Here is a 20,269-nt window from a genome sequence, read left to right on the forward strand (position 1 = left end):
CTCTTCGCCGGTCTCGCGCCCTGGCGTCGAAAAATCTCGGCGGCTGTTCTTGCCGCCCCAATCCACTGTGTCTCTGTCGCGTCAAGCTCGATCCGGCATTCTGCCTTCAGAAACTTTCGCGAAACCATTGTCCCACGCGGGAGACGAAGCCCCCGTTCGCGGCGATCGCCACCGACTTGCGGCGGGTCGTGAACTGTTCGATCTGCGCCACCTGCGGATAGATCAGGAGGCCGACGCCGGTCGCGAAGGCAGAGCCCCGCGCCGCTTCCGGCAGCCCCGCGATCCCGACCGGCCGGCCGAGACGCACGTTGCGTCCGAGGATCTTGCGGGCGAGCTCGGTCAGCCCGGTCAGCTGGCTCGCGCCGCCCGTGAGCACGATGCGTCGGCCGACCCGCCCGGCGAAGCCGGACGCGTGCAGGCGGTCGCGCACCACCTCCAGGATCTCCTCCGCCCGGGGGCGGATGATGTGGACGATCTGCGAGCGCGGCACATGGCTCGGCACGTCGTCGTCGCCCACCGGCTCGACGGTGACCATGTCGCGCTCGTCGCTGTCCGTGGCGATCACCGAGCCGTGCAGCGTCTTCAGCCGCTCCGCGTCCACGAGCCGGGCGGACAGGCCGCGGGCGAGGTCCATGGTCACGTGGTGGCCGCCGAGGGCGAAGCCGTCCACGTGGACGAACTGGCCGTCCGCGAACACCGCGATCTTGGTGGTGCCGCCGCCGATGTCCACGCAGGCCACGCCGAGCTGGCTCTCGTCGTCCACGAGCGCCGCGAGGCCCGACGCGTAGGGCGTCGCCACCATGGTCTCCACTTCGAGGTGCGCCCTGTTGATGCAGATCTCCAGGTTCCGCACCGGCGCCGAATCCGCCGACACCATGTGGGTGTCCACCGACAGGCGCTGGCCCAGCATGCCGCGCGGGTCGCGGATGCCGCGGTTGCCGTCGAGCGCGTAGCCGATCGGCAGCGCGTGCACGATGGCGCGACCGTCCTTCGCCGTGTGCTCGCTGCCCGCCTCCAGCACCCGCTGGATGTCCGCCTCGCCCACCTCGCGGCCGGACAGGTCGAAGCCGGCGGAGAAGGTCTCGCTGCCGAGCCGACCGCAGGAGAGCGACACGATCAGCGATTCCACCGTCAGGCCCGCCATCCGCTCGGCCGCGTCCACGGCCAGCCGGATGGCCTTCTCGGCCTGGTCGAGATCCACCACCGCGCCGGCCTTGATGCCGCGCGAGCGCTGGTAGCCGAAGCCCAGCACCTCGATGGCGTGGGTGCGCCCCGGCAGCACGTCGCCGGCGGCGCGCGGGGTCAGCCGCGCGATGATGCAGCAGATCTTGGACGTGCCCACGTCGAGCACGGACACGATCACCGGCCGACGGGCCGGCAGCGGCCGCATGCGCTGGACACGATGGTCGCCGGACCGGCTCATGCGTCCCTCGCCTTCTTCTTCATGGCCTTCTCGCGCGCCGCGATCAGCTCGTCCCGCGCCGCCTTGGCGGTGTCGGAGAGGCGCACGACCATCCGATCGGGAAGGCGCAGGTCGACCGCCGTGAGGTCGCGGTCGAGGAAGCCGTTCTCCGCCTCCGCGCGGGCGAGTTCCGCCGCCGCCTGGGCCGGATCGTGCTCCGGCAGCATCACCTGCACGCCGTTGTCGAGGAAGAGGTCCCAGCGCCGGTGCGACACCAGCATGGAGGCGCGCACCCGCGCCTTCAGCTCCGGCACGTCGTCGAGGACGGACATGATCTCGTGGACGCGGGTCTCCGCGCCGTCGCCCATCACCCGCGGCAGCGCGGTGAAGCGCGGCTCCAGGTGGGTGGTGATCACCGCCCCACCGCCGTCCACGATGGCGACCGGATCGGCCGGGGTCTTCTGCCAGAGCGCGGCCGGAACCCGCTCCTCCAGGACCACGCGCAGCTTGTCCGGGTAGATCTTCATCACCGAGACGGCCGAGAGCCACGGGTTCTGCTGCAGCCGGCTCCGCGCGGCCTCGATGTCGTAGAGGAACAGCGACTGGCCGGACGGGATCGACAGGGTGTCGAGCACGTCCTGCTCGTCGAGCTCGCGCTGGCCGGTGATCTTGATGGCCGAGACCTTGAAGCCGACCCGCGCCGTCGTGTCGTTCAGAACGTCCAGCGTCTTGTCGGAGAGCACCATGCCGTAGGTGCCCCAGGCGGCCAGGTAGAGCACCGACGCGATGACGCCGGCGCCGCGGGGAAGCTGCGCCAGGACGCCCGCCTGCCGCCAGACCGGCTGGCGGTGGAGGCGCGGAACGCCGCGACGGCGCAGCCAGGACCGCCTCGGTCCCGCGCCGGTCGCTCTTCCGAACCACCTGGTCGTCAACGCATGCAACTTGCGTCCTCCACCATCCAGCTCACCAGCGCCGGGAAGTCCATGCCCAGGTGGGCGGCCATCTCCGGCACAAGCGACGTCGCCGTCATCCCCGGCTGGGTGTTCACCTCGAGACAGACGATGTCGCCGGTCCCGTCGCCCTTGTCGTCAAATCGGAAGTCGGCGCGGCTGACGCCGCGGCACCCGAGGGCCTTGTGGGCCTCGAGTGAAAGCTTTTGAACATAATGGTAAACAAAGGGTGAAAGAGGCGCCGGGAGGAGGTGCCGCGACCCCCCCGGACGGTACTTCGCGTCGTAGTCGTAGAAGCCTTCTCCGGCCGGAACGACCTCAATGACGCCAAGGGCTTGGTCGCCCATCACGCCGCAGGTCAGCTCCCGTCCGGGCACATAGGTCTCCACCATGACGAGATCGCCATACGGCCAGTCAGAACTACCGAGCTCCTGTGGCGGAAAAGCCGCATCAGCCGGAACAATGAGGACGCCGAAGCTCGACCCCTCCGCCGGCGGCTTCACCACGTAGGGGGGCGGCAGCGCGTGCTCGCGGACCGCGTCGAAGCGATTCACCAGCCGATGCTCGACCACCGGTATGCCGGCCGCCTTCATGACGGCCTTCGCCTTCGGCTTGTTCATGGCGAGCGCCGAGGCGAGGACGCCGGAATGCGTATACGGAATGGCAAGCACCTCCAGGATCCCCTGGATGGTTCCGTCCTCCCCGTAGGGTCCGTGGAGCGCGTTGAAGCAGACGTCCGGCCGGAGTTCGTCGAGCACGCTCGCGATGGTCCGGTCCACGTCGATGGCCGTCACGCGGTAGCCGGCGGTCTCCAGCGCGGCCGCGCAGGCCCGGCCCGAGTTGAGACTGACCGGCCGTTCGGAGGACCAGCCTCCCATCAGGACGGCGACGTGCTTCACCATGGGGCTGATTCCCTCGTTCGTCATTGCGCCGCCGGTGCCGGCGGCCTCGTCTTCGCCCTCCTCGCGGGCGTCCCCCGTCAGGACGTCCCGCGCGTCGGGGCAAACCACTCGTCCAGGCGTCCCGCCCGTCAGGGCGCGCGGCCCTTGGAAGGACGGTCCGCCCTCAGGGCCAAGGCATCGGTCAGAGGCCGAGGAAAGGCTCCACGGCCCGTCCGTCCTCGAAGCGGCCGAGCCGCTTGATCTCCCACTCCAGGCGGATGCCGGTCGTTTGCAGCACCCGCGCCCGCACGGTTTCGCCCAGGAGTTCCAGGTCGTGGCCGGTCGCCGCGCCGGTGTTGATCAGGAAGTTGCAGTGCATCTCCGACACCTGCGCGTCCCCGATCGTCAGCCCCCGGCAGCCGGCCGCGTCCACCAGCTTCCAGGCCGAGTGGCCGTCCGGGTTCTTGAACGTGGACCCGCCCGTGCGCGAGCGGATTGGCTGCGCCTTCTCCCGGTGTTCGGCGACCGCGTCCATGTCGCGCCGGATCGCGTCCGGGTCCTCCGGAACGCCCTCCAGGATGGCGGAGGTGAAGATCAGATCCTCCGGCGCCGAGGAATGCCGGTAGGCGTAGCCCATGTCGTCGAGCGACAGCGTCACCGTCTCGCCCGCCCGCGTCACCGCGCGCACCTCCACCACCCGCTGGCGCGTCTCCGAGCCGTGGGCGCCCGCGTTCATCCGCAGGGCGCCGCCGATTCCGCCCGGTATCCCGTGGTAGAAGGCGAAGCCCGACAGCCCCGCCTCCAGGGCCGCCGACGCCACCCGCTTGTCCGGCACCGCCGCGCCCACCTTCAGCCGCGTCTCGCCGATCCGCTCCACCTGGCCGAAGCCGCGCGCCGACAGCCGGATCACCACGCCGGGCACGCCGCCGTCGCGGATGAGCAGGTTGGACCCGAGCCCCACAACGAGCACCGGCACGTCCGCCGGCAGAAGCCTCAGGAAGCCCGCCAGATCGCTCTCGTCCGCCGGCTGGAACAGCACCTCCGCCGCCCCGCCCGCGCGGAACCACACGAGCTCCTTCAGGCCGCGGTCCGCCTCCAGATGCCCCCGGATGCCGGAGAGATCGCCCAGCCGGGCCAGAAGCTCAGCCCCGCCCATCGCCACCCCCCACCGTCATGGTCCGGTTCACCCGGACCGCCCACGCATTCCCGCACCCGGCACACCCACCGCCGACCGTCATGGTCCGGTTCATCCGGACCACCCACGCATTCCCGGATCCTGCACGCCCGATGCGGAGGTGGTCCGCCAGCGGGGACCATGACGAAGCAGTCGCGCCGGTCGAGCAGGCCCTCATTCCGCCGGGCCTCCCGTCACCACCGACAGCTCCGACAGCTGCTTCGGCAGCGCGTAGGCCCACTGGGTGATGTTGCCCGCGCCCAGGAGCACCACCGTGTCGCCCGGCTCCGCCACCTCGCGCACCATGGCGGCCAGCTGCTCCGGACCGGGCAGCGCGCGCACGTCGCGGTGGCCGGCGGCCTTCGCGCCCGACACCAGCGCGGCCTTGTCGACCCCGTCGATCGGCTGCTCGCCCGCCGCGTACACGTCCGCGATGATCACCGTGTCGGCGTCGTTGAACGCCTTGCAGAACTCGTCAAACAGGCTCTGGAGCCGGGTGTAGCGGTGCGGCTGCACCACCGCCACCACCTTGCCGGACGCCCCGTCGCGGGCCGCCTTCAGCACCGCCCGAATCTCGACCGGATGATGACCATAGTCGTCGAAGACGTTGATCCCGTTCCATGTTCCGGTCTTGGTGAAGCGCCGCTTCACGCCCCCGAACGCGCCGAGCCCGCGCCGGATCGCATCAGCCGGGATGCCCAGCTGGTGCGCCACCGCGATCGCCGCCGTGGCGTTCGACACGTTGTGCCGGCCCGGCATCGGCAGCACGAGGTCGGGGATTTCGGTCTCCTCGCCGGTCACCCGGTCGCGGATCGTCACGGAGAAGCGCGACGTGCCGTTCTCGAACCGCACGTCCACGAAGCGGGCGTCCGCCTGCCGGTTCTCGCCGTAGGTGATGATGCGCCGGTCCTCGATGCGGCTCACCAGAGCCTGCACCTCCGGGTGGTCCAGGCACATGACGGCGAAGCCGTAGAAGGGCACGTTCTCGACGAACTGCCGAAACGCCGCCTGCACCCTCTCGAAGGTGCCGTAATGGTCCAGGTGCTCCGGGTCGATGTTGGTCACGATGGCGACGTCCGCCGGCAGCTTCACGAAGGTGCCGTCGCTCTCGTCCGCCTCCACGACCATCCAGTCGCCCGCGCCCATGCGGGCGTTGGTGCCGTAGGCGTTGATGATGCCGCCGTTGATCACCGTCGGGTCGATCCCGCCCGCGTCCAGGAGCGCGGCCACCAGCGACGTGGTCGTCGTCTTGCCGTGGGTGCCGCCGATGGCGATCGCCTGCTTGAATCGCATCAGTTCGGCCAGCATCTCGGCCCGGCGCACGATCGGAAGATGGCGCTCGCGCGCGGAGATCAGCTCCGGGTTGTCCCGCCGGATGGCGGACGACACCACCACCACCTCGGCCCGGCCGAGGTTCTCCGCCGCGTGGCCGACGGTCACCGGAATGCCCTTCTGGCGCAGGCGCTCCACGTTGGCGCTTTCGGAGACGTCGGACCCCTGCACCCGGTAGCCGAGGTTGAGCAGCACCTCGGCGATGCCGCTCATGCCGATGCCGCCGATGCCGACGAAGTGAACGGGCCCGATATCGCGGGGCATCTTCATGGAAATCAGGTCCTTGTCTGGTCCGCCGGCGAAACGCCGGTCTCTGTGCTGGGCGACGCGCCGCGTCCTGTCGGCGCTTCGCCGGTCTTTGCCTCTGTCGGCGCTTCGCCGGTCTTTGCTTCTGTCGGCGCTTCGCCTGTGTTGAGCCCTTTCGGCGCTTCGCCGGATTTGAAGTCCGCCGGCTTGCCGCCGCTGGCCACGTGCTCCACCAGGTCCGCGAGCCGCGCCACCGCGTCGGGCCGCCCCATGGCCTTGGCCTTCTCGGCCATCCCGGCCAGCCGGTCCGGCGCCTGCATCAGGTCCGACAGAAGCGCCGCCAGGGTCTGCGGCGTCAGGCTCGCCTGCTCGGCCATGACCGCGCCGCCCACGCGCTCCAGTTCCAGCGCGTTGGTCTTCTGGTCGTTGTCCAGCGCGTGCGGCAGCGGCACCAGCACCGACGGCCGGCCGATGATGGCGAGCTCGCTCACGGTCGACGCGCCGGACCGGCCGATCACCAGGTGCGCCCGGGCGATCCGGGCCGGCAGGTCGGTGAAGAAGGGCGCGATCTCGGCCGTCACGCCAAGGCCGTTCAGAAGCACCTCCACCCGCGTCACGTCCTCCGGGCGGGCCTGCTGGACGAGGCGGATCCGGGTGCGCAGATGGCCGGGCAGTTCCGCCAGCGCCGGCGGCACCAGGTCGGAGAAGACCCGCGCGCCCTGGCTGCCGCCGAACACCACCAGCTCGAACGGCCCGTCCGGGCTCGGCGTCGCATAGGGCGCCGCGGCGTCGATCACCCGCGGCCGCACCGGATTGCCGGTCACCACCGCCTTGGCCGCCGCCTCGCCGAGAAGGCCCGTGGTCTCGAACGTGGTCGCGACCGCGGTCACCTTCGGGGCGAGGAAGCGGTTCGCCCGGCCGGCCACGGCGTTCGCCTCGTGGATCAGCGTCGGCACCCGCCGGGCCACCGCCGCCAGCATGGGCGGCAGGGTCGGATAGCCGCCGAATCCGATGGCCGCCCGGGGGCGGATCCGGTTCACCAGCCCGAACGACTGGACGCCCCCGCGCACGATCTTCAGCCCCGATTTGGCGAGGCCCAGCGGCGAGCGGTCCCCGAATGTCGCCGAGGCGATCAGGTGCACCGCCTCGGCCGGGAAATCCTGGCCGTAGGAGGCCACCCGGTGGTCGGTGGCGAGATGCACCGGGATGCCACGCCGCGTCAGCTCATGGGCGAGCGACTCGGCCGGGAAGAGGTGCCCGCCCGTTCCCCCCGCCGTGATCAGCACCGGGTTCGCCATCCGGTCCTCCCTCACGCCCGCGCCGGGAAGGCTTCGAACTCGATCGGCTGCACGAAGCGCGTCTGCTCCGGACGGCGACGGGTCAGCGCCAGCAGCATGCCCATGGACATCGCCATGGCGACCAGCGACGAGCCGCCGTAGGAGATGAACGGCAGCGTCATGCCCTTGGCCGGCATCAGGTGCAGGTTCACCGCCATGTTGATGCAGCTCTGCAGGCCGAACAGGATCACGAGGCCGGCCGTCGCCAGCCGCACGAAGCCGTCGTTCTCCCGGGTGGCGTGGCCGAAGCCGCGCAGCACCGTGAAGGCGAACACCAGGACGAGGCCGATGCAGAGCACGAGGCCGAACTCCTCCGCCGCCACGGCGAAGATGAAGTCCGTGTGGCTGTCCGGCAGGATGCGCTTCACCGTGCCCTCGCCGGGCCCCTGCCCCCACCAGCCGCCGCGCACGAAGCTCTCGATGGCGGTGTCCACCTGGAAGGTGTCGCCCGCGTCCGGATCGAGGAAGCGGTCGATGCGCCCCCGCACGTGCGGGATTTCCGTGTAGGCGATCAGGATGCCGCCGGCGCCGAGGCCCGCGAGCCCGATGATCAGCAGCCACGACATGCCCGACAGGAAGAGGAGCGCCGCCCAGGTCAGGCTGACCAGCATGGTCTGGCCGAAGTCCGGCTGCGCGATCAGGAGCGACATCACGATGCCGAGGAGGAGCGCGGAAAAGATCCGGCCCGGCATGTCGGGCCGCTTCTGCGTCTCCGCCAGCAGGAAGCCGCAGAGCACCACGAACACGGGCTTCACGAACTCCGACGGCTGCACCGACATGCCGGCGAGATTGAGCCAGCGCCGCGCGCCCTTCACCTCCGGGCCGACGAACAGCGTGGCGATCAGCATCAGCACGCAGACGCCGAAGAAGACCAGCGAGAAGCGGCGGATCTGCTTGGGGTCCAGGAAGGACATGCCGACCAGCACGATCACCGCCGGGATGGCGAACACCGCCTGGCGCTTCACGAAGTAGTAGCTGTCCGCGATGCCGATGCGCTCGGCCACCGCCGGGCTCGCCGCCAGAGACAGGATGATGCCGCCGAAGATCAGCGTCAGGAAAGCCGCCAGCAGCAGCTTGTCCACCGTGAACCACCAGTCGGCGATGACGCCACGTTCGGCGCGGGAAACCATCGGGGCTGCTCCTTAGGCGAAAGGCGTCACGGACGGATACGAGAGGGCGAGCGACCGGAACCGGTCGCCGCGCTCCTCGAAGTTCTTGAACTGGTCGAAGCTGGCGCAGGCCGGCGACAGCAGCACCACCGTGTCCTGCCGCGTCGCCTCGCTGGTGGCCAGCGCCTCGGCGATCGCCGCCGGCACCGCCTCCTCCAGCGTGCCGGACAGGTCGTGGGGCACCTTGCCCTCCAGCGTCGCGGCGAAGCTCTCCGCCGCCTCGCCGATCAGGTAGGCCTTGGCGATCCGCGGGAAGTAGGCCGACAGGCCGTTGATGCCGCCGGTCTTCGGCTTGCCGCCGGCGATCCAGAAGATCCGCTCGAAGCTCGCCAGCGCCCGGGCCGCCGCGTCCGCGTTGGTCGCCTTGCTGTCGTTGACGATCGTCACGCGGCCGATCCGGCCGATCGGCTCCATGCGGTGCACGAGGCCGGGGAAGCTCATCAGCCCCGCCCGCACCTCGTCGAGGCCGAGCCCGAGCGAGCGCACCGCCGCCACCGCCGCCGCCGCGTTCTGGGCGTTGTGCACGCCCTTCAGCACCGGATGGCGGGACATTTCCGACACCACCATCTGGGCGAGCCCGTGCGGCTCGGTCAGCCGCCCCGCGATCGCCCACACGCCGTGCTTGACGCTCTCGTGGGTGGAGATGCGCTTCACCTCCAGGCCCATCTCCTCGCGCCGCTCGGCCATGGCGCGGCTCCAGGCGTCGTCGATGCCCACCACCGCCACGCCGGCGTTCTTGACGAGCCGCTCCTTCACCGCCGCATAGGCCTCGATGGTGCCGTGCCGGTCCAGGTGATCCTCGGAGATGTTGAGGTGCACCGCCACCGTCGGATCCACCGACGGCGCGAGCTCGATCTGGAAGGACGAGCATTCCACCACGTACACCTTCTCCGGCGAGAACGGCTCGAGCGACAGCACCGCGCGGCCGATGTTGCCGCCGAGCTGTACGTCCTTGCCGGCCGTCGCCAGGATGTGGGCGATCAGCGCCGTGGTGGTCGACTTGCCGTTGGTGCCGGTGATGGCGACGAACTGGCTTTTCGGGGCCACCGCCCGCCGCTCCCGGGCGAACAGCTCGATGTCGCCGATCACCTCCACGCCGGCCGCCTTGGCGATCTCCACCGACCAGTGCGGCTTCGGATGGGTCAGCGGCACGCCCGGCGACAGCACGAGCGCCGAGTAGGCGCCGAACTCCGTGTCCCGCCAGTCCACCACCGGAATGTCACGGGCGGCCGCGGCCTCGCGGCTCGCCTCGGTGTCGTCCCAGGCGATCACGTTGGCGCCGCCCGCGATCAGGGCCTCCGCCGTCACGATGCCGGAGCCACCGAGGCCGAAGACGGCGACGCGCTTGCCGCGGTAACAGGTGACGGGGATCATGGCTTTCCTCCTCGGATAAGGGCGGTCAGCGCAGCTTCAGGGACGACAACCCGATCAGCGCGAGGACGACGGCGATGATCCAGAAGCGGATCACCACCTGCGACTCGGTCCAGCCGAGATGCTCGAAATGATGGTGGATCGGCGCCATCTTGAAGACGCGCCGCCCGGTGGTCTTGTACGAGAAGACCTGGATGATCACCGACATGGCCTCCAGCACGAACAGGCCGCCGATGATCACCAGCACGATCTCGTGCTTGGTGGCGACCGCGATCGAGCCGAGGAGCCCGCCGAGGGCGAGCGAGCCGGTGTCGCCCATGAAGATCGCCGCCGGCGGGGCGTTGAACCACAGGAAGCCGAGGCCCGCCCCCAGCACCGCGCCGCAGAGCACGGCGAGTTCGCCCGTGCCGGGCACGTAGGTGATCTGCAGGTAGTTGGAGAACACCACGTTGCCGGAGAGGTAGGCGATCAGCCCGAAGCTCGCCGCCGCGATCATCACCGGCACGATGGCGAGCCCGTCCAGCCCGTCGGTCAGGTTCACCGCGTTGCCGGCCGCCACCATCACGAAGGCGCCGAACGGTATGAAGAACCACGCGAGGTTCAGCATCGCCTCCTTGATGAACGGGAAGGCCAGCGAGGTGCCGAGCGACTCCGGCCCGACCGCCGCGATGGCATAGGCGGCGAAGCCCGCGATCACGAACTCGATCCCCAGCCGGAAGCGGCCGGAGAAGCCCTTGTGGCTCTGCTTGGTGACCTTCAGGAAGTCGTCGTAGAAGCCGATCGACCCGAAGGCCAGCGTCACGAACAGCACGATCCACACGTAGGCGCTCTTCAGGTCCGCCCACAGCAGGGTCGAGACCACGAAGCCCGACAGGATCATCAGGCCGCCCATGGTGGGCGTGCCCTTCTTGGTGATCAGGTGGCTCTGCGGGCCGTCGGCGCGGATCGGCTGCCCCTTGCCCTGGCGGATCTTCAGCGAGGCGATGATCGCCGGGCCGAACAGGAAGACGAAGAGCAGCGCGGTCATCACCGCGGCGCCCGTCCGGAACGTGATGTAGCGGAACACGTTCAGGACGGACACCTGTCCTGCGAGTTCGGCCAGTAGGACCAGCATGGAATAGAGCCCCCGTACCGGGTCGCGCCGTTCGCGCGGCCCGTCTCAAAGAGTGTCGTCGACGGTTCCGTTGCGCTTGATCAGGGCCTCGACCAGCGGCCCCATGCGGCTGCCGAAGGAGCCCTTGATCATCACGGCGTCACCGGTGCGGACGTCGTCGAGAAGCGTGGCTTCCAGACCGGCCGACGTTTCCGCATACGCGCCGCGCATGGGGCGCGGCAATGCCTGCCAGAGCGATTTCATCAGCGGCCCGCAGAGATAGGCCTTGTCGACCTTGGCCTCCACGAGCGCGTCCACCAGCCCGGCGTGGAGGTCCGGCGCCTCCGGGCCGAGCTCCAGCATGTCGCCGAGCACCGCGATCCGCCGGCCCAGCATCCCGGTGGACGTCTGGCCGAGCAGCGCCACGGCGGCCCGCACCGAGGTGGGGTTGGCGTTGTAGCTCTCGTCGATCAGCACCGCGCTGCCGGTGCCGGTCTTCAGCAGGTGGCGCTTGCCGCGGCCCTTCGGCTGCTCCAGGCGCTGGAGCGCGAGGCCGGCCCGCACCAGGTCGGCGCCGACCAGCTTGGCCGCCGCCAGCACCGCGAGCGAGTTGTCGACCAGGTGCCGACCCGGCGCCCCGATCTTGTAGGTGATCTCGTCGCCGAGGATGGACGCCGTCACGGTCGAGCAGGTCTCGTGCAGCATGCATTTCAGAAGCCGCGCCCCGGCCTCCTCGTGTTCGCCGAAGGTCACCACCTCGGCGCCATGCGCGCGGGCGGTCTCGGCGAGCAGGCCGTGCCACTCGTTGTCGCGGTTGATCACGGCGGTGCCGCCCGGCTCCAGGCCGGCGAAGATCTCCGCCTTGGCCCGGGCGATCCCCTCCACGCCGTCGAAATGCTCCAGGTGCACCGCCGCTACCGTGGTGACGATCGCCACGTGCGGGCGCACCAGCCTTGTCAGCGGGGTGATCTCGCCGCCATGGTTCATGCCGATCTCGAACACCCCGTAGCGGGCGGCCTTCGGCAGGCGCGAGAGCGTCAGCGGAACGCCCCAGTGGTTGTTGAACGACGCCACGGACGCATGCACCGGGCCGTCCGCCCCGAGCGCGAACCGCAGCGCCTCCTTGGTGGACGTCTTGCCCACCGAGCCCGTCACCGCCACGATCCGCGCCGTCGACCGCTCCCGCGCGTGGGCGCCGAGCCGGCGCAGCCCGTCGAGGACGTCGTCCACCATCAGGAGCGGCTTCACCTCGGGCGGATAGTCGAGCGCCCGGTCGGTGGAGACCACCGCCACCGCCGCGCCGCGCCTCAGCGCCTCCGGCACGAAGTCGTGCCCGTCGAAGCGGTCGCCCGCGATGGCGAAGAAGGCCTCGCCCGGCTCCACGGTCCGGCTGTCGATGGAAACGCCGTTGATCGCCCCGCCGAGCGTCCCGATCAGGTCGCCGCCGACGCCCTCCAGGAAGTCCGCCCGCGGCCAGAGCGCCCGCTCTTCCGCCGGGCCCTGCGGCAGCGCGGCCCGGATCGCCTCGTGGTCTGAGAAGGGCAGCACCTCCGCGCCCACGATCTGGCCCGTCTCGTGGCCCTTGCCGGCCACCAGGAACACGTCGCCGTCGCCGAGAAGCGAGATGCCGTGGCGGATCGCCTCCGCCCGGTCGCCGATCTCGATCGCCGAAGGCGCTCCGGCCAGGATGGCGCGGCGGATGTCCGCCGGCGCCTCGCTGCGCGGGTTGTCGTCGGTCACGATGGCGAGGTCCGCCAGCCGCTCCGCCGCCGCGCCCATCTCCGGGCGCTTGCCCTTGTCCCGGTCGCCGCCGGCGCCGAACGCCACCACCAGCTTGCCGTCCACATAGGGCCGCAGCGTCTCGAGCGCCGTCTCCAGGGCGGCCGGGGTGTGCGAATAGTCGACGAAGATCGGCGCCCCCGACGGCGCGTAGGCGACGAGTTCCAGCCGGCCGACCGCGCCCTTGATGTCCGAGATCGCGTCCAGCGCCTCGCCGAGGGGCACGCCGCTCGCCGCGGCGAGACCGGCCGCCACCAGGGCGTTCGAAACCTGGAAGGCGCCGACGAGCGGCACGCGCATGCTGCGCGGCCCCGCGCCGACGTCCACCGTCACCACCTGGGCGAAGCCGTCGCGCGCCACCTCGGTGACGCGGATCGCCTTGCCGTTCCGCCCCACCGTCATCAGGTCCAGCCCGGCGATCCGGGCGGCCGCCGTGAAGGCGTCCGAATACTTGTCGTCCGCGTTCACCACCGCGCCCGCACCCGGCTCCAGCAGCGCATTGAAGAGCCGCAGCTTGGCCGCAAGGTAGTTCTCCATGGAGCCGTGGTAGTCGAGGTGATCCCGCGACAGGTTGGTGAAGGCGCCCGCCGCGATGGTCAGCCCGTCCAGCCGGCGTTGCACGAGCCCGTGGGAGGAAGCCTCCAGCGCCACGTGGTTCACGCCCTCGCCGGCGAGCTCCGACAGGGTGCGGTGCAGGGTCACCGGGTCCGGGGTCGTCAGGTTGCCGTAGCGGGTCTCCCCGTTCACCACCACGCCGATGGTGCCGACCGAGGCCGCCGGGGTGTTCCGGGCCTCCCAGATCTGGCGCACGAAGGCGGCGACGGAGGTCTTGCCGTTGGTGCCGGTCACCGCCACCACCGTCTTCGGCTGGGGCGAATAGAAGCGCGACACCAGCTTGGCGAAGCGGCGCTGCGGGTCCGGGTCGCGCAGCACCGGCACGGCCACGTCGCCCGGCAGGTCCTCCCCCTCGCCGACCAGGATCACCGAAGCGCCGGCCTGCACGGCCTGCGGAATGAAGCTCGTGCCGCGCACCTTGGTGCCCGGCAGCGCAGCGAACAGGGCGCCCGGCCGCACGTCACGGCTGTCGGCCGTGACGCCGGTGATCACGAGCCGGCGCACGGCGGCGTCGGGCGTGAAGATGTCGGGCGCGAGTTCGGCAAGCTTCATGGGGTATGGTCCAGGCTCTCGGTTCCGTGATCTCGAATCGGGGCGGACCGTGCCTTCACTTCATGATCGAAATGAGGACGGTCCGGACCGCGGCGGAGGGAACGCAAACAGGCTCGTCCGCCCATACGCGGCGGACGGAAATCAGTACGACACGAGCAGCGGAAGATCGACCTCGTCGAAGCGCGGCATCACGCCGAGCATGGGGGCGATCCGGCTGATCACGTTGCCGGCGGTGGGGGCGGCGTTGAGGCCGGCCGTGGCCGGCATGCCGGGCTTCTCCGGGTTGGGCTCGTCGATCACGATGAGGACGAGGTACTGCGGATCGTCGATCGGGAAGCTCGCCAGGAAGGCGTTGAAGCGCTTGTTCGACGAGTAGCGGCCGTTGACCACCTTCTCGGCCGTGCCCGTCTTGCCGCCCACCCGGTAGCCGGGAATGTTGGCGCGCGTGCCCGAGCCCTTGATGGCGTTGAGCCGCATCAGGTAGCGCATCTCCTCGCTGGTCTGCGGGGAGAGCACGCGCTCCGCCTTCAGCTTGGCCTCCTCCTCCGTGCGCGGGAAGAAGGTCGGCGGGATCAGGTAGCCGCCGTTCATCACCGCCGAGGCCGCGACGGCGGTGGCGAGCGGCGACACCGAGATGCCGTGGCCGAACGAGACCGTGATGGTCACGAGGTCCGACCAGCGCTTCGGCAGGATGGGGCCGGCCACTTCCGGCAGTTCCGTCCGCGGCTTGTCCATCAGACCCAGCCGCTTCAGGAAGTCCCGCTGGCCCTCCTGGCCCACCTTCAGGGCTTCCTTGCCGGTGCCGATGTTGGACGAGTAGATGAAGATCTCCGGCACGGTCAGCACCCGGTGCTTGCCGTGGAAGTCGTTGATCGTGAACCCGCCCACCCGCAGCGGCACGCTGGCGTCGAAGCTGTCGGTGATCTTCACCTTGCCGCTGTCGAGCGCCATGGCGGTGGCGAACAGCTTGAAGGTAGAGCCCATCTCGAACACCGAGGCCGAGATCCGGTTCATGCGGTCCGGCTGCAGCGCCTCCACCGGGTTGTTCGGGTCGTAGTCCGGCAGCGACGACAGGCCCACCACCTCGCCGGTCTTCACGTTCATCACGATGCCGGCGGCGGCCAGCGCCGTGTACTTCTGCATCGCCGACGAGAGCTCGTCGTGGAGCACGTGCTGGACCGAGAGGTCCACCGACAGCTTCACCGGCTCCAGGTTCGGCGTCATGGCGAAGCCCAGCTGGTGCAGGTCGCCCAGCCACTGGTCGTCCACGTACTTCTCGATGCCGGCGATGCCCTGGTTGTCCACGTTGGTGTGGCCGACCACGTAGCCGACGGTCCGGCCCGACGGGTAGAAGCGGCGGCTCTCCGTCAGGAAGCCCACGCCCGGCAGGCCGAGCTTGTGCACGGCCTCCTGCTGGGTCGGCGTGATCTCGCGCTTCAGCCACACGAAGCCCGACTTGGAGGCGAGCTTCTGGCGCACCGCGTCGGTGCCGAGGTCCGGGAACACGGTCGCCAGCAGTTCCGTCGCCTCGTCCGGGTCCACGATCCGGCGCGGCTCCGCGTAGAGCGAGGCGGTCTTGATGTCCGTCGCCAGGATCTGGCCGTTGCGGTCCACGATGTCCGGGCGCGACGCCGCGATGGAGCTCTGCGCCGAGCCGAGCGCGACCGCGTCCGCCGGGGTGGAGAGGCCGAACTGCACGAGCCGGCCCGCGATCGTCCCGTAGACGGCCACGAAGGCCACCATGGCGATGACGAGACGGTTGCGCGTGGTGTCGCCGGCGTCGCGGCGGCGCAGGGCGGCCGAGCGCTGCGGCTCGCCGGCGTGCGAGGATCCCGCGCGCGCCAACTTGGTGAAGGACAGCCTGAACGTCGCGGACATCGTTCCCGTCTCCCTCACTGGATGTCGATGGGGTCGCCGGCCGCCGCCGGGGCGGCCTGGGCGGAGCGCTCGATGGTGGCCGGCGCCTCGGGCTCGTCCGGCATCTCCTCCACCGGCACGTCCACCGGCTTCGGCGGCACGTCGGCGAGCGTGCCCACGTGCTCGGCGCGCATGGGCTCCAGCTCCAGGATGTCGGCATGCCGGGTGACGAGGTCCTGCAGGCGGGCCGGCTGGGTCAGCACGCTCCACTCGGCCTTGAGAAGGCTGATCGCCTCCTGCTCCTGGGCGATCTGGCGCTGGATCCTGGCCACGTTCGAGGCGGCGAGCTCGGCCTCGTACTTCATGTCGTAGACGGCGGCCGCGCTCAGCACCATCAGGAAGATCAGGAGGGCGTTGACGAAGCGGGTCATGCGCCGGCCCTCCGGTCGGAGAGCTCGACGTCCGGGAGGCCGAGGGCTCGGCCGTCGACGGGGCGCGGCGCCGCCGCCGTCCGGACTGCGGTCCGGAGACGGGCGGACCGGGCGCGGGGATTGCGGGCGCATTCGGCCTCGCTCGGCTCCACGGCCCCCTTCTCGATCAAGCGGAAGGTGGCCGGCGGCACCATAGCCTCCGGAAGGTGGCGCGAACCTTGCGCCACGGTCCGGCTGCGGTCCTGGACGAAGCGCTTCACGATGCGGTCCTCGAGGGAATGGAAGGTCACCACGGCGAGCCGGCCGCCTTCGGGCAGCAGGCGCTCGGCGGCGGCGAGCGCCTCGACCAGCTGGTCGAGCTCGCGGTTCACGTAGATGCGGATCGCCTGGAAGGTCCGGGTGGCTGGGTGGGCTTCGCCGAAGCGCTTGGCGCCCAGCACCTTCTCGCAGACCTGGACGAGGTCGCGGGTGCGGGTCAGCGGCGCGGTCCCGCGCGCCGCCACGATCGCCCGGGCGATCCGGCCGGCCTGCCGCTCCTCGCCGTAGAGCTTCAGGATGAGGGCGATGTCCCGCCCGTCCATCTCGTTGACCACGTCGGCGGCGGATGGGCCGTCCAGGCTCATGCGCATGTCGAGGGGGCCGTCCTGGCGGAACGAGAAGCCCCGCTCCGCCTCGTCGAGCTGCATCGAAGAGACGCCGATGTCGAGCACCACGCCGTCCACCGCCGGGTGCCCGGATGCCTCTGCATGGGCGTCGAGCTCGGAGAATGTGCCGTGCACCAGCTTGAGCCGTCCGCCGCTCTCCGTCACCAGCGCCGCGCCGGCCGCGATGGCGGTCGGGTCCCGGTCGATGGCGATCACCGTCCGGGCGCCGGCGCCGAGCAGCGCGCGGGTGTAGCCGCCCGCCCCGAACGTGCCGTCCACGAACACGCCGCCCTCGATCGGCCGGAGCGCCGAGAGGACCTCGTCGAGGAGCACGGGGATGTGCGGCGCCGGCACGGGCGTCTGGGCGGTCATTGCACGGTCCCTCCGTCGGGCCGCGCCGGGCGGCGGAGGGCGAGCGCGCGCTTGCGCGCCTCCGCCTCGTGCTCCAGGTAGCGCTTCGGCTCCCAGATCTGGAACTTGTAGCCCTGGCCGACGAAGGTCACCTCCTCGGTGATGCCGGCGAACTCCACCAGCGTCGGCGTCAGCCCCACGCGACCTTCCGGGTCCATGGTGAGGCGCTCGGACAGGCCGTAGAAGGCCGTCGACAGGTAGTCGTGCTCCTCGGTGAACGGCTCGAAGCGGGAGAGGCGCTTCTCGATCTCGCCGAGGAGGCCGTTGCCGCCCGCGTCCACGGCCATCATGTCGAGCGAGGGGTAGCAGTAGAGCCCGTCGAAGCCGTCCTTCGCCAGCACCTGACGGAACGACGCCGGGACGGAGACCCGACCCTTCCTGTCGATCCGGTTGGTGAAGCGCGAAACGAAGCCGCTCATCGGGTCCCTTGGGGGCCTGCCCCTGAAAAGCACCTGCCGACCCGCGCGGAAGGGAAATGCCCGCCGGCAAGCCCGGTGCCGGCTGAATGCCGGCGGAGCCCCCCGACCCCTCGTCCGTCGCTGCCGATCGGCACACGAATTCCCGCTCCGGTGGCGAGCACCGGCGCTCTCGCCGGCCGAAATCTCGACCGGTCCGACGCGTGGTTCGGGATGCGTTTGGGATATCATGGGAGCCTATGGGCGTCAACGCGACGGGACCCGCCGGAAGCCGCTCCGTCTGTGCCTCCTCATTCAATCTTATTTAGGATTAACAAAGCGTTGACGGCAAGTTTTCACAGCCCGAACCCTGGGCTTTGCGACACATATGAGTTGAGCCAACTGTTGCATATTAGTCGCATCCGTCACCGTGTTTTCCCGTACTTATCCACGCGCAGAGAGACCCATTCGCGCCGCTGTCTCATGGAGTTGCGTTGCTCGCGCGGAACTTGTCCACAGCCTGTGGAGAACCGGGCGATGCAACGACCCACCCGTTCGTCCCATGATATCCCATGGCAGAGCCGCCGCTCGTGCTTCCCGGCCGGCCTCTACCGACCGCCGCCGCGCGGGATGGCCTCGCCAAGCCTCCGCCCGTCGTGCTAGCACTCCCACCTGACGTGCGCGGAAGGAGTGTCCCATGAACGAGCCAGCGGCTCCTGCCCTCAGAGGGTTCGAGAGCTTCCGGGAGGGCGACGCCGGCGACCTCGGCAGCGTGGTGATCGAGGCGGGCGACGTGGTGGCCTTCGCGTCCGACTGGGATCCCCAGCCCTTCCACCTCGACGCGGAGGCCGGCCGCGCCTCGCCCCTCGGCGGCCACGCGGCCTCGGGCTGGCACACGGCGAGTCTTCTCATGAGGCTGCTCGCCACCCGTCTTCTCGCCGGGGTGAAGTCCATGGGCTCGCCGGGCGTGCGCGATCTGAAGTGGCTGAAGCCGGTCCTCGTCGGCGACACCCTGACGGCCCGCTACACGGTCCTGGCCGTGCGCCCGTCCGCCACCCGCCACGACCGCGGCTATGTGGACGCGGCCTTCGAGATGACCAACCAGGCCGGCGAGCCGGTCTTCGCCATGGCCACCACCATCATCGTCGGGCGCTGAGCCCCTGTTCCGGCGCGGAGCCTTCCCCATGCGGTTCGACGACATCCCCCTCGACACGCCCGTCGAGGTCGGCAGCTACACCTTCACCGAGGAGGCCATCCTGGCCTTCGCCCGCCTCTACGACCCCCAGCCCTTCCACACGGACGGGGAGGCAGCCGCGGCCAGCCATTTCGGCGCGCTCTGCGCCTCCGGCTGGCACACCGCCGCCGCCTGGATGCGCCTGACGGTGGACCACGCGCGCGCCACCGGCACGCTCGCCGGCATCTCGCCGGGCATCGACGAGATCCTCTGGAAGCGCCCGGTCTACGTGGGCGACACGATCCGCTATTCGAACACCGTCCGCACCAGGCGCCGGCTCGCCTCCCGCCCCGGCTGGGCGATGATCGGAAACGAGGCCCTCGGCCTCAACCAGCGCGGCGAGGAGGTCTATCGCATGCGCGGCCCGGTCATGGTGCCGATCGAGGACTGAGACCAGGCTCGCGCGGTTCGAGCGCCGGCAAGCCCGGTCGGGCCGCCTCAGGCCCCGCCGCCCCGGCGCGCGGTCCGCGACGGCGGCTCGCCGTAATAGGCCGCGTAGCTCGCCGCGAACCGGCCGAAGTGCCAGAATCCCCACTTGGCGGCGATGTCCGTCACCCGCGCGCCCGTGCGGCCGGCCTCCAGGAGATCGCGCCGCGCTCCGTCCAGCCGGCGGCTGCGCAGCCATGTCCCCGGCCCCACGCCCACGGTCCGCATGAAGGCGTCGCGCAGCACGTCCGGCGGCACGCCCGTGCGCGCCGCCAGGTCCGCCACCGTCAGCCCGTCGCCGGCTTCCGCCTCGGCCACGTCCCGCGCCAGCCGGAACAGCCGCACGTCGTTCGCCGCCACGCCCCGCCCCGGGCTCGTCCGCTCCACCACCTTGCCGTGCACGAACTGCACCCGGTCGATGATCATGCCGGGGAGCACGGTGGCGAGTTCGCCCGCCACGCCGCCCTCGACCGCCGAGAAGTGCGCCATCAGCGACAGCACCCACGACGCCAGGAAGCCGAACGCCTCTCCGGCCGGCGCCGCCGACGCGGTCGGATCGCCCGTCTCCGGCGCGCCGACCGCCGCCTCGTCCACCGAGAGGATGAGGAGGTCGCTGTTGTCCGCGAAGGCGACGGTCTGCTCCTCCGGCCGGCGCAGGATGGTCAGCGACTCCGTGTCGATCGCCATGGCGTTCACCCGCCACGGATCGCTGTCGCCGAGCAGCTTGGCGTAGACCGCCTTGCCGAGCGGCGGCGCGGTGCGCTGCTGGACCGCCAGGTTGATCCGCTCCCGGTGGATGGTCACGCCGTCCAGCGCCAGCGTCTCCACCTCGCCCCGATAAAGGCCGGGCTTCAGCTGGCAATAGGACTGCCGCCAGCCCGTCAGGCCGCGCTCCTGCTCGGACGCGTCCGCGAATGTCGCCCGGCTGTAGGGCACTGGGATCTCGGCCACGGCAATCCCCCGATCCATC

The 20,269-nt window shown here is 70.6% G+C and carries 17 protein-coding genes and 1 pseudogene; 2 read left to right on the forward strand and 16 right to left on the reverse strand.

The features are described 5' to 3' along the window. Window positions 1–106 precede the first annotated feature (106 nt). The 15 genes and pseudogenes from ftsA to mraZ all read right to left on the reverse strand — a co-directional run bounded on the left by ftsA (window position 107) and on the right by mraZ (window position 17,663). Window positions 107–1,423 (reverse strand): cell division protein FtsA, encoded by a 1,317-nt coding sequence (ftsA, locus tag HND91_RS14600; RefSeq protein WP_181707326.1) that lies wholly within the window; start codon window positions 1,421–1,423, stop codon window positions 107–109. Continuing rightward, the gene (locus HND91_RS14605) at window positions 1,420–2,334 is read right to left on the reverse strand and encodes a cell division protein FtsQ/DivIB (RefSeq protein ID WP_181707327.1); all 915 of its coding nucleotides are present in this window, start codon (window positions 2,332–2,334) and stop codon (window positions 1,420–1,422) included. Before HND91_RS14605 ends, ftsA begins: the two co-directional genes overlap by 4 nt. Beyond that, a complete protein-coding gene (locus HND91_RS14610; RefSeq protein WP_181707408.1) occupies window positions 2,331–3,254 on the reverse strand; it encodes a D-alanine--D-alanine ligase in 924 nt (307 codons plus the stop codon). The genes HND91_RS14605 and HND91_RS14610 overlap by 4 nt, the downstream gene beginning before the upstream one ends. Before the next feature lie 181 nt (window positions 3,255–3,435). Then, window positions 3,436–4,395, reverse strand: coding sequence for a UDP-N-acetylmuramate dehydrogenase (murB, locus tag HND91_RS14615; RefSeq protein WP_425485464.1), 960 nt, complete (start codon window positions 4,393–4,395; stop codon window positions 3,436–3,438). A gap of 186 nt (window positions 4,396–4,581) precedes the next feature. Continuing rightward, the gene (murC, locus tag HND91_RS14620; protein WP_181707329.1) at window positions 4,582–6,009 is read right to left on the reverse strand and encodes a UDP-N-acetylmuramate--L-alanine ligase; all 1,428 of its coding nucleotides are present in this window, start codon (window positions 6,007–6,009) and stop codon (window positions 4,582–4,584) included. 5 nt (window positions 6,010–6,014) lie between these two features. Then, window positions 6,015–7,283 (reverse strand): undecaprenyldiphospho-muramoylpentapeptide beta-N-acetylglucosaminyltransferase, encoded by a 1,269-nt coding sequence (gene murG / locus HND91_RS14625; RefSeq protein ID WP_181707330.1) that lies wholly within the window; start codon window positions 7,281–7,283, stop codon window positions 6,015–6,017. 11 nt (window positions 7,284–7,294) lie between these two features. Then, window positions 7,295–8,452, reverse strand: coding sequence for a putative lipid II flippase FtsW (gene ftsW / locus HND91_RS14630; RefSeq protein ID WP_181707331.1), 1,158 nt, complete (start codon window positions 8,450–8,452; stop codon window positions 7,295–7,297). A gap of 12 nt (window positions 8,453–8,464) precedes the next feature. Then, window positions 8,465–9,865: a UDP-N-acetylmuramoyl-L-alanine--D-glutamate ligase gene (gene murD, locus HND91_RS14635; protein ID WP_181707332.1), complete on the reverse strand. Its 1,401-nt coding sequence runs from the start codon at window positions 9,863–9,865 to the stop codon at window positions 8,465–8,467. A 25-nt stretch (window positions 9,866–9,890) separates the two neighbouring features. Continuing rightward, on the reverse strand, window positions 9,891–10,976 hold the full coding sequence (mraY, locus tag HND91_RS14640) for a phospho-N-acetylmuramoyl-pentapeptide-transferase (RefSeq protein ID WP_181707333.1): 1,086 nt from the start codon (window positions 10,974–10,976) through the stop codon (window positions 9,891–9,893). A gap of 45 nt (window positions 10,977–11,021) precedes the next feature. Further along, window positions 11,022–12,464, reverse strand: coding sequence for a UDP-N-acetylmuramoylalanyl-D-glutamyl-2,6-diaminopimelate--D-alanyl-D-alanine ligase (locus HND91_RS23355; protein ID WP_246329502.1), 1,443 nt, complete (start codon window positions 12,462–12,464; stop codon window positions 11,022–11,024). 6 nt (window positions 12,465–12,470) lie between these two features. Next, window positions 12,471–13,901, reverse strand: a pseudogene (locus HND91_RS23360) (UDP-N-acetylmuramoyl-L-alanyl-D-glutamate--2,6-diaminopimelate ligase); the annotation flags it as partial. A 141-nt stretch (window positions 13,902–14,042) separates the two neighbouring features. Then, window positions 14,043–15,779: a peptidoglycan D,D-transpeptidase FtsI family protein gene (locus HND91_RS14650; protein ID WP_181707335.1), complete on the reverse strand. Its 1,737-nt coding sequence runs from the start codon at window positions 15,777–15,779 to the stop codon at window positions 14,043–14,045. Between the two features lie 14 nt (window positions 15,780–15,793). Further along, window positions 15,794–16,189, reverse strand: coding sequence for a cell division protein FtsL (ftsL, locus tag HND91_RS14655; protein ID WP_181707336.1), 396 nt, complete (start codon window positions 16,187–16,189; stop codon window positions 15,794–15,796). Beyond that, window positions 16,186–17,205 carry a 16S rRNA (cytosine(1402)-N(4))-methyltransferase RsmH gene (gene rsmH, locus HND91_RS14660; RefSeq protein WP_181707337.1) on the reverse strand — a complete coding sequence of 340 codons (1,020 nt, stop codon included), beginning with the start codon at window positions 17,203–17,205 and terminating at the stop codon, window positions 16,186–16,188. The genes ftsL and rsmH overlap by 4 nt, the downstream gene beginning before the upstream one ends. After that, window positions 17,202–17,663: a division/cell wall cluster transcriptional repressor MraZ gene (mraZ, locus tag HND91_RS14665; protein ID WP_181707338.1), complete on the reverse strand. Its 462-nt coding sequence runs from the start codon at window positions 17,661–17,663 to the stop codon at window positions 17,202–17,204. The genes rsmH and mraZ overlap by 4 nt, the downstream gene beginning before the upstream one ends. A gap of 673 nt (window positions 17,664–18,336) precedes the next feature. On the opposite strand from mraZ, the gene HND91_RS14670 reads away from it, so the two are divergent. Next, entirely contained in the window at window positions 18,337–18,795 is a 459-nt protein-coding gene (locus HND91_RS14670) for a MaoC family dehydratase (RefSeq protein WP_181707339.1), read from the forward strand. Window positions 18,796–18,823: 28 nt separating this feature from the next. Beyond that, window positions 18,824–19,264, forward strand: coding sequence for a MaoC family dehydratase (locus tag HND91_RS14675; protein ID WP_181707340.1), 441 nt, complete (start codon window positions 18,824–18,826; stop codon window positions 19,262–19,264). Window positions 19,265–19,311: 47 nt separating this feature from the next. On the opposite strand, the gene HND91_RS23230 is transcribed toward HND91_RS14675, so the two are convergent. Beyond that, complete coding sequence (locus tag HND91_RS23230) at window positions 19,312–20,250, reverse strand: helix-turn-helix domain-containing protein (RefSeq protein WP_181707341.1); 939 nt, start codon at window positions 20,248–20,250, stop codon at window positions 19,312–19,314. Between the last annotated feature and the right edge of the window lie 19 nt (window positions 20,251–20,269).

The sequence above is a fragment of the Chthonobacter rhizosphaerae genome, assembly GCF_013839525.1.
GTDB classification, from domain to species: Bacteria; Pseudomonadota; Alphaproteobacteria; order Rhizobiales; family Pleomorphomonadaceae; genus Chthonobacter; species Chthonobacter rhizosphaerae.

Excerpts from the sequence above, each read along its gene's own strand:
- mraZ (WP_181707338.1), bottom strand. The coding sequence starts at position 17,663 with ATGAGCGGCTTCGTTTCGCGCTTCACCAACCGGATCGACAGGAAGGGT.
- ftsW (WP_181707331.1), bottom strand. The coding sequence starts at position 8,452 with ATGGTTTCCCGCGCCGAACGTGGCGTCATCGCCGACTGGTGGTTCACG.
- murD (WP_181707332.1), bottom strand. The coding sequence starts at position 9,865 with ATGATCCCCGTCACCTGTTACCGCGGCAAGCGCGTCGCCGTCTTCGGC.
- ftsL (WP_181707336.1), bottom strand. The coding sequence starts at position 16,189 with ATGACCCGCTTCGTCAACGCCCTCCTGATCTTCCTGATGGTGCTGAGC.
- HND91_RS14675 (WP_181707340.1), top strand. The coding sequence starts at position 18,824 with ATGCGGTTCGACGACATCCCCCTCGACACGCCCGTCGAGGTCGGCAGC.
- murG (WP_181707330.1), bottom strand. The coding sequence starts at position 7,283 with ATGGCGAACCCGGTGCTGATCACGGCGGGGGGAACGGGCGGGCACCTC.
- ftsA (WP_181707326.1), bottom strand. The coding sequence starts at position 1,423 with ATGAGCCGGTCCGGCGACCATCGTGTCCAGCGCATGCGGCCGCTGCCG.
- HND91_RS14670 (WP_181707339.1), top strand. The coding sequence starts at position 18,337 with ATGAACGAGCCAGCGGCTCCTGCCCTCAGAGGGTTCGAGAGCTTCCGG.
- rsmH (WP_181707337.1), bottom strand. The coding sequence starts at position 17,205 with ATGACCGCCCAGACGCCCGTGCCGGCGCCGCACATCCCCGTGCTCCTC.
- HND91_RS14610 (WP_181707408.1), bottom strand. The coding sequence starts at position 3,254 with ATGGTGAAGCACGTCGCCGTCCTGATGGGAGGCTGGTCCTCCGAACGG.
- murC (WP_181707329.1), bottom strand. The coding sequence starts at position 6,009 with ATGAAGATGCCCCGCGATATCGGGCCCGTTCACTTCGTCGGCATCGGC.
- mraY (WP_181707333.1), bottom strand. The coding sequence starts at position 10,976 with ATGCTGGTCCTACTGGCCGAACTCGCAGGACAGGTGTCCGTCCTGAAC.
- HND91_RS14650 (WP_181707335.1), bottom strand. The coding sequence starts at position 15,779 with ATGTCCGCGACGTTCAGGCTGTCCTTCACCAAGTTGGCGCGCGCGGGA.